Below are 13094 nucleotides of genomic sequence, written 5' to 3'. Positions count from 1 at the left end.
GTCGATAGCGAGGAGACATTGTGTCGGCTCATGGTGGCAAGAAGGCGATTCTGGCGGCCCTCGGAGCCAATGCCGGAATTGCCGTAGCCAAGTTCGCCGGATTCTTGATCACCGGATCGTCGTCGATGCTCGCCGAATCGGTGCACTCGGTGGCCGACACGTCCAATCAGGGTTTGCTGCTCTTGGGGCAGAAGAAGGCAGAACGTGAGGCAGATCAACTGCACCCGTTCGGTTACGGGCGCAACCGGTACTTCTATTCGTTCGTCGTTGCACTGGTGCTCTTCACCCTCGGTTCGCTGTTCGCGATCTACGAAGGTATTCACAAGATTCAGCATCCGGAAGAACTCAATTCGGCTTTCGTGGCAATCGCGATCCTGTTCATCGCGATCTGCCTGGAGGGCTACAGCTTCCGGACCGCAGCGAAGGAATCACGACCGCTCAAGGGAAATGCGTCGTGGTGGAACTTCATCCGAACCTCTCGTAGCCCGGAACTCCCGGTTGTGCTGCTCGAGGACACCGGCGCATTGATCGGTCTCGTCCTTGCACTCGGCGGCGTCGGTCTCACGATGGTGACCGGAAATCCGGTCTTCGACGGCATCGGAACTCTGTGCATCGGTGTCCTGCTCGGCATCATCGCGGTCATTCTGATCATCGAAATGCAGTCGCTGCTGATCGGTGAGGGCGCAACGGCGGTGGAGACCGAACTGATCCTCAACGCACTGGTCGACGGAACTCGTATCGAACGCGTCATTCATTGCAAGACGCAGTACCTCGGTCCCGAGGAGATCCTTGTTGCTGCCAAGGTTGCGGTGCCGGTCGGATCGACGATCGAGCCGGACCTGGATCGTCTCAGCGCAGGAGATCGCCCTGAAACAGATCTACAGGCTCCCGACAAACCCTGAACAAAGCCGCGCCTGCGGGCTTAGGCTGATGCCATCTCTCTACTTGCCCATGGTGGGACCTGCTGGTCCCCAGCAAGGAGGCGGCAATGGCTGTCAAGGACGAGCAGGCCGGATCTGGACGGTCGAAGCTGTTTCGAACCAAATCGATCGAGCAGTCCATCAAGGACACCGACGAGCCGGAGACCAAACTCCGGAAAGAGCTGAACTCGTGGGATCTCACGGTGTTCGGTGTCGCAGTGGTCATCGGTGCGGGCATCTTCACACTCACGGCTCGGACGGCGGGAAACGTCGCCGGGCCGTCGGTTTCGCTGGCTTTTGTCATCGCGGCAATCGCCTGCGGACTGGCAGCGCTGTGTTACGCCGAGTTCGCGTCGACGGTCCCGGTCGCCGGTAGCGCGTACACGTTCTCGTACGCGACATTCGGCGAATTCGTCGCCTGGATCATCGGCTGGGATCTCATCCTCGAATTCGCTTTGGCGTCTTCGGTGGTGGCAAAAGGCTGGTCGCTGTACCTCGGCGAAGTGATGGGTTCACGCAGCCCGATCGTCGAGTTGGGGCCGATCTCGTTCGACTGGGGTGCGGTGCTGGTGATCGCCGTCATCACGATCCTGCTCGCGACCGGCACAAAACTCTCTTCGAGGGTGTCACTGGTGATCACGGCGATCAAGGTCGCGGTGGTGTTGCTGGTGATCATCGTCGGTCTGTTCTACATCGACACCGACAACTACTCGCCGTACATTCCGCCGTCGGAGCCGGGCTCGACGGGAGAGGGCATCCACCAGTCGTTGTTCTCGTACGTGACCGGGGCCGGTGGCAGCACATTCGGGTGGTACGGATTGCTCGCGGCAGCCAGTCTGGTGTTCTTCGCGTTCATCGGCTTCGACGTCGTCGCCACGACTGCGGAGGAGGCGAAGGAGCCGCAGAAGGCGTTGCCACGCGGCATCCTGGGCTCGCTCTTGATCGTCACGGTTCTGTACGTGGCAGTGACACTCGTGTTGACCGGGATGGTGAAGTACACCGAACTCGAGGGCGATACTTCCAACCTGGCAACGGCATTCGCCTTCCACGACATCACGTGGGCGAAAAACGTCATCTCGTTCGGCGCGTTGGCCGGTCTCACGACCGTGGTGATGGTGCTGATGCTCGGGCAGACCAGGGTGCTCTTCGCGATGGCACGCGACGGTCTGATGCCGCGACGCCTGGCGCCGACCGGCAAGCACGGAACTCCCGTGCGGATCACGATCTTGGTCGGCGTTGTGGTCGCGGTGCTCGCCGGAGTGTTCCCGATCGGCACCCTCGAGGAAATGGTCAATATCGGCACGTTGTTCGCGTTTGTTCTCGTGTCGTTGGGGGTTCTCGTGCTTCGTCGGACGCGGCCGGACCTACCCCGCGGGTTCAGGGTGCCGCTGGTCCCGCTGATCCCGATCCTGGCTGTCCTCGCGTGTCTCTGGTTGATGTTCAACCTGTCGGTGGAGACCTGGATGAGGTTCGTGGTCTGGATGGCCCTCGGTGTTGTCATCTACTTCGCCTACAGCAGGCAGCATTCGTTGATCGGGAAGCGTGAACGCGGCGAAATCGAGTAAATGTACAAAGATTATGATTTGTCTATCACTTGTACAAATAGCGTAGTACTGTCTATCTCAGGGTGAACTGACTCACAGTTGTCGAGTCGGTCCGAATCGAGGAGGTAGACCGTGTCGACGCACGTGAACTCGCAGTCCGGGCAGACACTCCCGCCCGAGCAGTGGCGTGACAAGAAGAGATATCTTTGGCTGCTCGGCCTGGTGCCGCCGACGGCGGTCTTCATTGCCGTCGGATTGGTCGCGTTGTTCAACAGTCTCGGGTGGAACGCGGTCTCGCCGGTGTGGTGGTGGATCGGGCCGTTGCTCGTCTACATCCTGCTCCCGATCCTCGACATCTTCTTCGGTCCGGACGGCGAGAATCCGCCGGACGAGGTGATGGAGCGCCTCGAGAACGACAAGTACTACCGGTACTGCACCTACATCTACATACCGTTCCAGTTGGCCAGCCTGGTCCTGGCCTGCTATCTCTGGTCGGCGACCGACCTGTCCTGGCTCGGAATCGACGGGGGACTGGGGCTGATCTCCAAGATCGGTCTGGCGATCAGTATCGGTTGCGTCGCAGGAATCGGGATCAACACCGCACACGAACTAGGTCACAAGAAGGACGATCTCGAGCGCTGGTTGTCGAAGATCACTCTGGCGCAGTCGTTTTACGGCCACTTCTACATCGAGCACAATCGTGGACACCACGTGCGGGTCGCCACGCCCGAGGATCCGGCGTCTTCTCGCTTCGGCGAGAGCTTCTGGACCTTCCTGCCGCGCAGTGTGTGGGGATCTCTGCGCTCGTCGTGGTCCCTGGAAAAAGCCAGGCTCGATCGACTGGGTAAGAAGCCGTGGACAATTCGCAACGACGTCCTGCATTCGTGGTTGATGTCCGTCGTACTCTTCGGTGTCCTCGTCGCCGTCTTCGGGCTCTCGGTGCTGCCGTTCCTGGTGCTGCAGGCCGTCTTCGGATTCTGCCTGCTCGAAACCGTCAACTACCTCGAACATTACGGACTGAAGCGTCGCCGTCTGGACAGTGGGCGGTACGAGCGCGCCGCACCGGAGCACAGTTGGAACAGCGATCACATCTGCACCAACATCTTCCTGTATCACCTCCAGCGTCACAGTGACCATCATGCGAACCCGACACGTCGTTACCAGACGCTTCGAAGCATGGACGGTGCGCCCAACCTGCCCAGTGGGTACGCGAGCATGATCATGCTCGCCTACGTTCCGCCGCTGTGGCGAAAAGTAATGGATCCCAAGGTCCTTGCCCATTACGGCGGTGACATCACCCGAGTCAACGTTCAGCCGTCCAAGCGTGATCGCATTCTCGCCCGATACGGAGCAGCGTGATGAGCAGCTACCGATGCCCGGTATGTGAATACGTCTACGACGAGTCGAAGGGTGCACCACGAGAAGGGTTTCCGGCAGGAACGCCGTGGGATGCCGTGCCGGACGACTGGTGCTGTCCGGACTGCGGCGTGAGGGAAAAGCTGGACTTCGAGCCGATGCCGGCAACGGCGGGGAGTGAATCATGAACGACTACAAGCTGTATCAGTGCGCGCAATGCGGCTTCGAGTACGACGAGGCAGTCGGCTGGCCGGAGGACGGTATCGAACCGGGAACTCGCTGGGACGACATTCCCGAAGACTGGAGTTGCCCGGACTGCGGCGCGGCGAAGAGCGACTTCTTCATGGTGGAGGTCGAGCGGCGGTGAGTTGCGTCGGCGTCGAACGGACCTGAGCGCGGCGGTAGTGTCGTCACCATGACTTCGACGCCAACTCGTCTGCCGCAGAAAGAAGCGTCGCGCCTGCTGCTGCGTACGTCGGTGCTCGATTCGATGCGTGAGTTGTTGACCGAGCGTGACTGGTCCGAGGTGACGCTGACAGTTCTGGCCAAGCATGCCGGTGTGAGTCGTCAGACGCTCTACAACGAGTTCGGTTCGAGGCAAGGGCTTGCCGAGGCATACGCGCTTCGCCTTGCCGACGGATTCGTCGATGCGGTGGACGAGGCCATGGTGGCGAACGACGGACGTGCAGTCGAGGCACTGACGGCGGGCTTCGGATCGTTTTTCGCCTCCAGCGCAACCGACCCGTTGGTGATCTCTCTGCTCACCGGTGAGGCCAAGCCGGACCTTCTTCGCCTGATCACCACTGACAGCGCGGTCATCATCGAACGCGCGTCGTCGCGGCTTGCGGAGAGCTTCCAGCGAGGGTGGATTCAGGCGTCACCCGCCGATGCCGGGATTCTGGCCAGGGCGATTGCGCGTCTCGGGCTCAGCTACATTTCGATGCCGCCGGAGTCCGAGGTTTCGGTGGCGGAGGATCTGGGCACATTGCTCGGGCCATTCATCGACGTGGCGCGAGAGGGTCGCGCAGTAGAGGGGCGGGCGGGAGAGGGCGTCTAACCGATAGCCTGGTACACCGATAGGCTTGTGCATAGTTTGCACGTCAACCAGGAGAGGCAGATGACGACCTCAGTTTCAACAACGCCCGTGGCCGAGAGCCGTAACGGCATCGACTTCAAAGTTGCAGATCTTTCGCTCGCGGAGTTCGGTCGCAAGGAAATCCGTCTGGCAGAGCACGAGATGCCCGGCCTCATGGCGCTTCGTCGCGAATACGCAGAGGTGTTGCCGCTCAAGGGCGCTCGCGTTTCCGGCTCGCTGCACATGACCATTCAGACCGCGGTTCTGATCGAGACGCTGACGGCGCTCGGCGCCGAGGTCCGCTGGGCTTCGTGCAACATCTTCTCCACGCAGGATCATGCTGCCGCCGCCATCGTCGTCGGTCCGCACGGCACCCCGGAAGAGCCCAAGGGCGTTCCGGTTTTCGCCTGGAAGGGTGAAACCCTCGAAGAGTACTGGTGGGCAGCGGAGCAGATGCTGACCTGGCCGGGCGAGCCCGCCAACATGATTCTCGACGATGGCGGCGACGCCACCATGCTGGTGCTCAAGGGCGCACAGTTCGAGAAGGCCGGCGTCGTGCCGCCGACGGACGACGACCAGGATTCCGACGAGTACAAGGTCTTCCTTGCGCTTCTGCGTCAGTCGCTCGCCGCTGACAAGGGCAAGTGGACTGCGATCGCCGAGTCCGTCCAGGGTGTCACCGAGGAGACCACCACGGGCGTTCTGCGTCTGTACCAGGTTGCCGCTGCCGGCGAACTCACGTTCCCCGCGATCAACGTCAACGACTCGGTCACCAAGAGCAAGTTCGACAACAAGTACGGCACACGCCACTCGCTGCTCGACGGCATCAACCGCGGCACCGACGTTCTGATCGGCGGCAAGGCTGCGCTGGTCTGTGGTTACGGAGACGTCGGCAAGGGTTGTGCCGAGGCACTTCGTGGCCAGGGCGCTCGCGTCGCGGTCACCGAGGTCGACCCCATCAACGCCCTTCAGGCGCTCATGGACGGCTTCGAGGTCAAGACAGTCGAGCAGGCCATCGGCTGGGCCGACATCGTGATCACGTCCACAGGTAACAAGGACATCATCACGTTCGAGCACATGAAGGCCATGAAGCACCAGGCCATCCTGGGCAACATCGGTCACTTCGACAACGAGATCGACATGGCAGGCCTCGAGAAGTCCGGCGACGTCACGCGGATCAACATCAAGCCGCAGGTCGACGAGTTCACCTTCGCCGACGGCCACTCGATCATCGTGCTGTCCGAAGGCCGCCTGCTCAACCTCGGCAACGCGACGGGCCACCCGTCGTTCGTGATGAGCAACAGCTTCTCCAACCAGGTCATCGCACAGATCGAACTGTGGACGAAGCCGGACGAGTACGACAACGAGGTCTACCGCCTCCCGAAGCACCTCGACGAGAAGGTCGCCAAGATCCACGTCGAGGCACTCGGTGGCACGCTGACCAAGCTCACGAAGGATCAGGCTGAGTACATCGGCGTCGACGTCGAAGGCCCGTACAAGCCGGAGCACTACCGCTACTGACCCGGCGATTCGTCGCTGAGAATGTAGTGCCCGCCGTCCCCCGGTCTGCGCAAGCAGGCCGGGGGATAGGCTTGTCCGCCGTGGGAACACTGGTGGCATTGGAAGGCCTCGACGGAGCTGGAAAGCGAACGTTGATCGGCAAAGTGGAGACCGAACTCCGCCGCGGCGGCACGTCGATCGCGACTCTGGATTTTCCGCGGTACGGAAAGTCGATCCACGCGGATCTTGCTGCCGAGGCGCTCAAAGGATCACACGGAGACCTGGCCGAATCCGTGAACGCGATGGCAGTCCTGTTCGCCTTGGACCGCGCCGGTGCTGCGGATCGGATCTCGGAACTGTTGTCCACCAACGACATTGTTCTCCTCGACCGCTATGTTGCCTCCAACGCTGCGTACAACGCGGCGCGAGTGCATCAGGGCGTGGACGGCGAGATGGTCGCCTGGATCCGTGAATTGGAGTTGGGTCGACTCGCTCTCCCCGCTCCCGATCTGCAGCTGTACCTCGACGTACCGGTAGCTCTGGCCGAGCAGCGCGCCCGCTCCCGTGAGGCCCAGGACGCGTCGCGTCAGCTCGACGCCTACGAGCGCGACGGCGGTCTGCAGGCCAGAACCGGTGAGCTCTACAAGCAGTTGGCAGCGACGAACTGGGCCTCACCCTGGTGGATCGTGGGGCCGGAGACGGACCCGGCCGATCTGGCACGCAGGCTCGCGGATTTCGCGTGATCGGTCACCCTGGCAGCCGGGATTCGAACTTTCCGGCACAGTAGAGGGAAAGACGCGGCACGCCGCACGGCCTCGTAACGGTCTGATTCATCGCTCCGAGATGCAACGATAGGGATATGAAACCAAGGATTCTGGTTGTCGACGACGACACGGCACTCGCCGAGATGCTCACGATCGTGCTGCGTGGTGAGGGTTTTGATCCCTACGTGGTAGGCGACGGAACCCTGGCGCTCGCGGCAGTGCGTGAGACGCGCCCCGATCTCGTCCTGCTCGATCTCATGCTTCCCGGAATGAACGGGATCGACGTATGCCGGGTTCTGCGTGCGGATTCCGGTGTGCCCATCGTGATGTTGACGGCCAAGACCGACACAGTCGACGTCGTGCTCGGCCTCGAATCCGGTGCGGACGACTACATCATGAAGCCGTTCAAGCCGAAGGAGTTGGTGGCGCGAGTTCGCGCTCGCCTGCGCCGCACCGAAGAGGAACCGGCCGAGCTGCTGAGCATCGCCGACATCGTGATCGACGTGCCGGCGCACAAGGTCAGCCGCGGCAGCGAGCAGATCTCGCTCACACCACTCGAATTCGACCTGCTGGTCGCATTGGCGCGCAAGCCGCGCCAGGTGTTCACCCGTGAAGTCCTCCTCGAGCAGGTGTGGGGATACCGCCACGCCGCCGACACCCGTCTGGTGAACGTGCACGTTCAGCGTTTGCGCGCCAAGGTCGAAACTGATCCCGAGAATCCCGAAGTGGTTCTGACGGTCAGGGGGGTCGGCTACAAGGCCGGACCGCCGTGAGCGGAGTTTCCAGGTGGCGTCGTCGTCTCAACCGACGGCTGACGCCATTTCTGCGGTGGTGTCACTCGATGAGCAACACCCTCGCGCACACGTGGCGACGCTCGCTCCAGTTGCGAGTGGTCGTCTCGACTTTGACGTTGTCCTTGATCGTCATCGTCATTCTCGGTGTCGTGCTGACCAGTCAGATCACCGATCGACTGTTGGAAACGAAGATCACCGCGGCGACCGAAGAAATGGACCGTGCCCGCGGCATCGTCGAAGACCAACTCGCGGGCGTCGACGATTCGACGGCGCTCAACGTTCAATTGGAAAGCGCTGCATCCGGACTGACGAGCCGTCGCAACCAGACCTCGGGCCAGGCCTCCGGGTCGGCCGGCACCTTCGACCCGGTGCTCATCGTGCCCGGGGACGGGCCGCGCCAGCCGACGAGTTCGGGACCGGTCGATCAAATCCCCGACAACCTGCGCGAGTTCGTCAAACGCGGCCAGATCAGCTACCAATTCGCGACGGTGTCCAACCCGAACGGTTACTCCGGTCCCGCGCTGATCATCGGTAGCCCCACCGCGTCGTCGATATCGGGACTCGAGCTGTACCTGATCTTCCCGCTCGCAAGCGAAGACCGGAGTCTGTCGCTTGTTCGAAGCACCCTGCTGATCGGTGGAGCCGTGTTGCTGGTGCTCCTGGCTGCGATTTCGCTGTTGGTTGCCAGGCAGGTCGTGCTTCCCATCCGATCGGCCTCACGAATCGCGGTGCGTTTCGCAGACGGCCGACTCAAGGAACGAATGCCGGTCCGCGGCGAGGACGACATGGCGCGCTTGGCCATGTCCTTCAACGAGATGGCCGAGAGTCTGTCCAAACAGATCACCCAGTTGGAGGAGTTCGGCAGTCTCCAGAAACGCTTCACCTCCGATGTCAGCCATGAACTCCGCACACCTCTGACCACGGTCCGCATGGCCGCCGACCTGATCTACGACGGCAGCGAGAACCTCGACCCGATGCTGCGTCGGTCGTCGGAACTGCTTGTCGCCGAACTGGACAGGTTCGAGGGGCTTCTGGCGGACCTCCTCGAGATCTCCCGCCACGACGCCGGTGTCGCGGAACTCGCATCCGAACAACTCGACGTGCGTATGTGTGCGCGAGCGGCCGTTTCCACGGTTCGCCATCTCGCCCGCGAATCCGGCACCGAACTGATCGTGGACATGCCGGACGAGCCCGTCATGGCAGATGTCGATCCGCGCCGCGTCGAACGCATCCTGCGAAATCTCCTGGCCAACGCCATCGACCACGGTGAGGGGAAGCCGATTCTGCTTCGCCTTCGCGCCGACGACAATGCCCTCGCCTTCATCGTCCGCGACAGTGGCGTCGGGTTGCGTCCGGGCGAGGAGAAGTTGGTCTTCAACCGGTTCTGGAGATCGGACCCGTCCCGCGTGCGCCGCAGCGGCGGCACCGGACTCGGCCTCGCGATCAGCGTCGAAGACGCGAATCTGCACGACGGCAAGCTCGAGGCCTGGGGCGAACCGGGAGTCGGCGCCTGCTTCCGGCTGACGCTCTCGCGCACCCGTGGCAAGAAAGTCGTGTCGAGCCCACTGCCTCTCAAACCGACGACCACAAAGTTCGTCCGCACGCCGAGCGAAGCCGACATCGTCGCCGATACCGTCGGCGAGGTCACGTCGTCCCTGCCGACTCCGCGCGAATCGGACTCGCGGAACGAGTCCAACGGTGGGGATCGATCATGATCGAAACCCGCCGCCGTCTGGCACTTCTCGCAACAACGCTCAGCGTGCTGTTGCTGACCGGCGCGTGCGCGAGTTTGCCGGAATCCTCCTCGCCGCAGGCAATCGGAACTCTGGCAACAGCTGTGCCCGGAACCTCCGTCGAATCACCGGCATCGGGGCGAGAGCCGGACTTGCTGGTACGTGACTTCGTCAAGGCGAGTACCGATCCGTCCAACCGGCATGCCGCAGCCCGTCAGTACCTCACCAAAGACGCCTCGGCGCGCTGGGACGACGCGGCCAGTGCCGTCATCGTCGACAAGATCGACACCCTGTCGGCGTCGCGAACCAGTTCCGAAGCGGTGTACACGATTCGTGTGAACAAGGTCGGTCGCCTCGACCCCGGCGGGCTGTACGTCCCCGAAGAGGGCAGCTTCGAAGCGAAGATGACGCTGACGTTGACCGATGGCGAATGGCGTATCAGCGATCTGCCACCCGGTGTGATCATGGAGCGCCCGCAGTTCCTCGGCGCATATCAGCGGAAGTCGTTGTTCTTCCTCGACCCGACCAGCCAGACAGTCGTCCCCGACCTTCGCTGGATCTCCGGCGGACAGGACCAGGTGGCAGCTCAGCTGATCGGCCTGATGATCGACGGACCGAAGGCAGCGCTGGCGCCGGCTGTACGAAACGAACTCGGCAATGGCGTGTCGGTGATCGGTCCGATCACCAAGGCCGACGGCAAGCCGGGACAGGTCGGAGTCGGTCTCGGCGGTGTGCGCATCAACTTCCGGCTGGACAACCCGATGGATGCTGCGACGCGCGGTTTGTTTGCAGCGCAAGTCATCTGGACGCTCGCCAATGCCGATGTCGCGGGACCGTACGTTCTGGAGATCGACGGCGAACCGCTGGACGCTGCTCATGCGGAAGGCTGGACCACCGCCGACGTCGCGTCCACCAACCCGCTGGCCACCACGAGTGCGACCGTCGGACTGCACGCACTGCGCAACGGTTCACTGGTGAGCGTCAGCGAGCAGGAGGCGACTCCGGTGCCCGGTTTCGCGGGCAATGCGGGCAACCTCACGGCGGCTGCTCTCTCGCGGGACGGCAAGTTGGTCGCAGCCGTCGCAGACACGGCTCGGCCGGATCCAGCCACCCGGTTCGACTTGTCGCTCGGTACATACGGCGATGGTTCCGCTCCGGTGCTCGAAGGCAGCGCCATCACCCGACCTTCGTGGGAGCTGGACAACAACGCGGTCTGGGCGGCCGTGAACGGCAATACCGTCGTTCGGGTCGTCCGCGAACCAGGAACCGGTCGGGTGTCGGTCACCAACGTCGATGTCGGGGCGTTGACGTCGGTCGGCTCCACGATCTCGGAATTGCGTCTCTCTCGCGACGGCGTGCGAGCCGCGATGATCATCGACGGCAAGGTCTACCTGGCCGTGGTCGTGCGCACACCCAGCGGGGTCTACGCCCTGACGAGTCCGCGTGCGGTGGCGTCCGGCTTGGGCAGTACCGCGCTCTCACTCGACTGGAGCAACAGCGACACCATCGTGATCGCGCGCAGTGGAGCCGACATACCGGTCGTCCAGGTCGCCATAGACGGTTCACGAATGGACGCGCTGCCGAGTGGAAACCTGACCGCTCCCGTCACCTCCGTGGATGCGTCGCCGACCACCGAGTACGTCGCCGACGCGCGTGCGGTGTTCCAACTGAACAACAACGACCCCGCCGGGGATCGACGCTGGCGTGAAGTGACTGTGCTGACCGGACAGAAGGCGATTCCGGTTCTACCTGGCTGACGTCTCTGTGCTCTGGTGCATGTCTGTGCACTGATGCATGTCGGTGCTCTGATTCATGATTCGGCCATGGGGGACAAGAAATTCGGTGCCGGATTGCTCGATCTGCTGTTGCCACGCGAGTGTGGTGGGTGTGGCCGCACGGGGACACTGTGGTGCGGTGAGTGCGCGGAACTGCTGCGTGACCATCCGGTTCAATTGAGTCCGCGCGTAGACCCGGGCGTGCCGGTCTGGGCACTCGGCCGCTACGACGGCCCCAGGCGGCGCAGTGTGATCGAGATGAAGGAACGGGGTCGTCGAGACCTCGCGACGCCTCTGGGGATCGCTGTGGCCGGCGCATTGGGCACTCTGGAACGGTGGGGCGAGGTCGGCGGCGGGGGTCGTACGCCGATCATGCTGGTGCCGGCTCCCACACGCGCCCGAGCGGCGCGTTCTCGCGGGGGTGATCCGGTTCGCCGGATAGCCGAGAGTGTGCGCGAAAAGCGGGAAGTTGGTTCTGTCGAGGGGCGTCCGGTACGTGTCTGTCCGATTCTCCGGATGACGCGAGGAGTACGTGACTCGGTCGGACTGTCCGCGGCCGACCGGGTGACCAATGTGAACGGTCATGTGTCTCTCGACACCACTGCAGTCTCTTCGATTGTCGGGGACGGCGACATCGTCCTGCTCGACGACGTCCTGACCACGGGAGCGACTGCGGCAGAGTCGGTTCGGGCTCTCACGCTCAGTGGGATTCGGACAACTCTCGTGCTTGTTCTTGCAGGGGCTTAGATGAATTTCGTTGGAACAGTGGCACTCGCGCGCGTTACGTACTAGCGTCGGCGGCACACCCGAAAATACTGGTAGGAGGTGGTACTTCGATACTGGTGCCGGGCGGATCCCCTCTCGGTACTTGCAGAATTTGCCGCCGCCCACCGTGGGGCGGGGCCGTAATTGGGAGGTACGAGTGACGACCCCTTCGCAAGCCTCGTTTTTCATCGAGGACGCCACCATCGAGCGTTCCGAGAATGCCGCAGCTCCGAGATCCGACGTCGTAGTCAAGGGACGAAATGTCGAGATCCCCGATCACTTCCGAATCTACGTTTCGGAAAAGCTGGCGCGACTCGAACACTTCGACCCCTCCATATTCCACTTCGACGTGGAACTTCAACATGAACGCAACCGACGACAGGCCAAGAGTTGCCAGCGTGTCGAGATCACCGCTCGAGGTAAAGGCCCGGTGGCCCGAGCCGAAGCGTCCGCAGACAGCTTCTACGCCGCCTTCGAATCGGTGATCGACAAGCTCGAGAGTCGCCTCCGTCGAACCAAGGACCGCAAGAAGGTCCATTACGGCGACAAGCGACCGGTGTCCGTCGCGGAGGCAACCGCCTCCCTCGTCGACGCAGACTCGCTCGGAGTCACACCGGACATTTCGCTGAACGGCCAAGAGCCGGACGAGTACGACGGCCCGGGACGCGTGGTCCGCACGAAGGATCACCCGGCCGAGCCGATGACCATCGACGACGCTCTGTACGAGATGGAACTGGTCGGACACGACTTCTTTCTCTTCCATGACAAGGAGTCGGACAAGCCGTCCGTCGTCTACCGTCGTCACGCTTTCGACTACGGATTGATCCGCCTGACATGACCCAATCGGTGGTGGGTTTGCTCGCTCGCC

13 protein-coding genes are annotated in these 13094 nt (G+C 62.6%); all 13 read left to right on the top strand.

The genetic code is table 11. From position 1 onward, the window contains the following. Positions 1-20: 20 nt before the first annotated feature. Positions 21-902 carry a cation diffusion facilitator family transporter gene (locus H351_RS21325; protein ID WP_029255039.1) on the top strand — a complete coding sequence of 294 codons (882 nt, stop codon included), beginning with the start codon at positions 21-23 and terminating at the stop codon, positions 900-902. An 86-nt stretch (positions 903-988) separates the two neighbouring features. Then, on the top strand, positions 989-2485 hold the full coding sequence (locus H351_RS21320) for an amino acid permease (protein WP_019747776.1): 1497 nt from the start codon (positions 989-991) through the stop codon (positions 2483-2485). A 111-nt stretch (positions 2486-2596) separates the two neighbouring features. Beyond that, positions 2597-3823, top strand: coding sequence for an alkane 1-monooxygenase (locus tag H351_RS21315; protein ID WP_020907102.1), 1227 nt, complete (start codon positions 2597-2599; stop codon positions 3821-3823). After that, positions 3823-4008, top strand: a complete 186-nt coding sequence (locus tag H351_RS31515; protein WP_003940827.1) for a rubredoxin — start codon at positions 3823-3825, stop codon at positions 4006-4008. Before H351_RS21315 ends, H351_RS31515 begins: the two co-directional genes overlap by 1 nt. Beyond that, complete coding sequence (locus H351_RS21310; RefSeq protein WP_003940894.1) at positions 4005-4187, top strand: rubredoxin; 183 nt, start codon at positions 4005-4007, stop codon at positions 4185-4187. Before H351_RS31515 ends, H351_RS21310 begins: the two co-directional genes overlap by 4 nt. Before the next feature lie 48 nt (positions 4188-4235). Continuing rightward, positions 4236-4877: a TetR/AcrR family transcriptional regulator gene (locus H351_RS21305; protein ID WP_021332563.1), complete on the top strand. Its 642-nt coding sequence runs from the start codon at positions 4236-4238 to the stop codon at positions 4875-4877. Positions 4878-4937: 60 nt separating this feature from the next. Further along, positions 4938-6416 (top strand): adenosylhomocysteinase, encoded by a 1479-nt coding sequence (ahcY, locus tag H351_RS21300; RefSeq protein ID WP_021332564.1) that lies wholly within the window; start codon positions 4938-4940, stop codon positions 6414-6416. 80 nt (positions 6417-6496) lie between these two features. Next, positions 6497-7138, top strand: coding sequence for a dTMP kinase (locus H351_RS21295; RefSeq protein WP_019747780.1), 642 nt, complete (start codon positions 6497-6499; stop codon positions 7136-7138). A gap of 116 nt (positions 7139-7254) precedes the next feature. Beyond that, positions 7255-7932 (top strand): MtrAB system response regulator MtrA, encoded by a 678-nt coding sequence (gene mtrA / locus H351_RS21290; RefSeq protein WP_003941013.1) that lies wholly within the window; start codon positions 7255-7257, stop codon positions 7930-7932. After that, positions 7929-9668, top strand: coding sequence for an MtrAB system histidine kinase MtrB (gene mtrB / locus H351_RS21285; protein WP_019747781.1), 1740 nt, complete (start codon positions 7929-7931; stop codon positions 9666-9668). Before mtrA ends, mtrB begins: the two co-directional genes overlap by 4 nt. Beyond that, entirely contained in the window at positions 9665-11443 is a 1779-nt protein-coding gene (lpqB, locus tag H351_RS21280) for an MtrAB system accessory lipoprotein LpqB (protein WP_019747782.1), read from the top strand. Before mtrB ends, lpqB begins: the two co-directional genes overlap by 4 nt. A gap of 33 nt (positions 11444-11476) precedes the next feature. Continuing rightward, on the top strand, positions 11477-12208 hold the full coding sequence (locus tag H351_RS21275; RefSeq protein ID WP_019747783.1) for a ComF family protein: 732 nt from the start codon (positions 11477-11479) through the stop codon (positions 12206-12208). Positions 12209-12383: 175 nt separating this feature from the next. Continuing rightward, positions 12384-13064, top strand: coding sequence for a ribosome hibernation-promoting factor, HPF/YfiA family (gene hpf / locus H351_RS21270; protein ID WP_003940893.1), 681 nt, complete (start codon positions 12384-12386; stop codon positions 13062-13064). Positions 13065-13094: the final 30 nt, after the last annotated feature.

The sequence above is a fragment of the Rhodococcus erythropolis R138 genome, from assembly GCF_000696675.2.
GTDB classification, from domain to species: domain Bacteria; phylum Actinomycetota; class Actinomycetes; order Mycobacteriales; family Mycobacteriaceae; genus Rhodococcus_F; species Rhodococcus_F erythropolis.
This window is presented reverse-complemented; position numbering and strand designations above follow the sequence as displayed.

Coding starts and splice junctions, on each gene's coding strand:
- H351_RS21320 (WP_019747776.1), top strand. CDS start 989: ATGGCTGTCAAGGACGAGCAGGCCGGATCTGGACGGTCGAAGCTGTTT.
- H351_RS31515 (WP_003940827.1), top strand. CDS start 3,823: ATGAGCAGCTACCGATGCCCGGTATGTGAATACGTCTACGACGAGTCG.
- H351_RS21310 (WP_003940894.1), top strand. CDS start 4,005: ATGAACGACTACAAGCTGTATCAGTGCGCGCAATGCGGCTTCGAGTAC.
- H351_RS21305 (WP_021332563.1), top strand. CDS start 4,236: ATGACTTCGACGCCAACTCGTCTGCCGCAGAAAGAAGCGTCGCGCCTG.
- ahcY (WP_021332564.1), top strand. CDS start 4,938: ATGACGACCTCAGTTTCAACAACGCCCGTGGCCGAGAGCCGTAACGGC.
- mtrA (WP_003941013.1), top strand. CDS start 7,255: ATGAAACCAAGGATTCTGGTTGTCGACGACGACACGGCACTCGCCGAG.
- lpqB (WP_019747782.1), top strand. CDS start 9,665: ATGATCGAAACCCGCCGCCGTCTGGCACTTCTCGCAACAACGCTCAGC.
- H351_RS21275 (WP_019747783.1), top strand. CDS start 11,477: ATGCATGTCGGTGCTCTGATTCATGATTCGGCCATGGGGGACAAGAAA.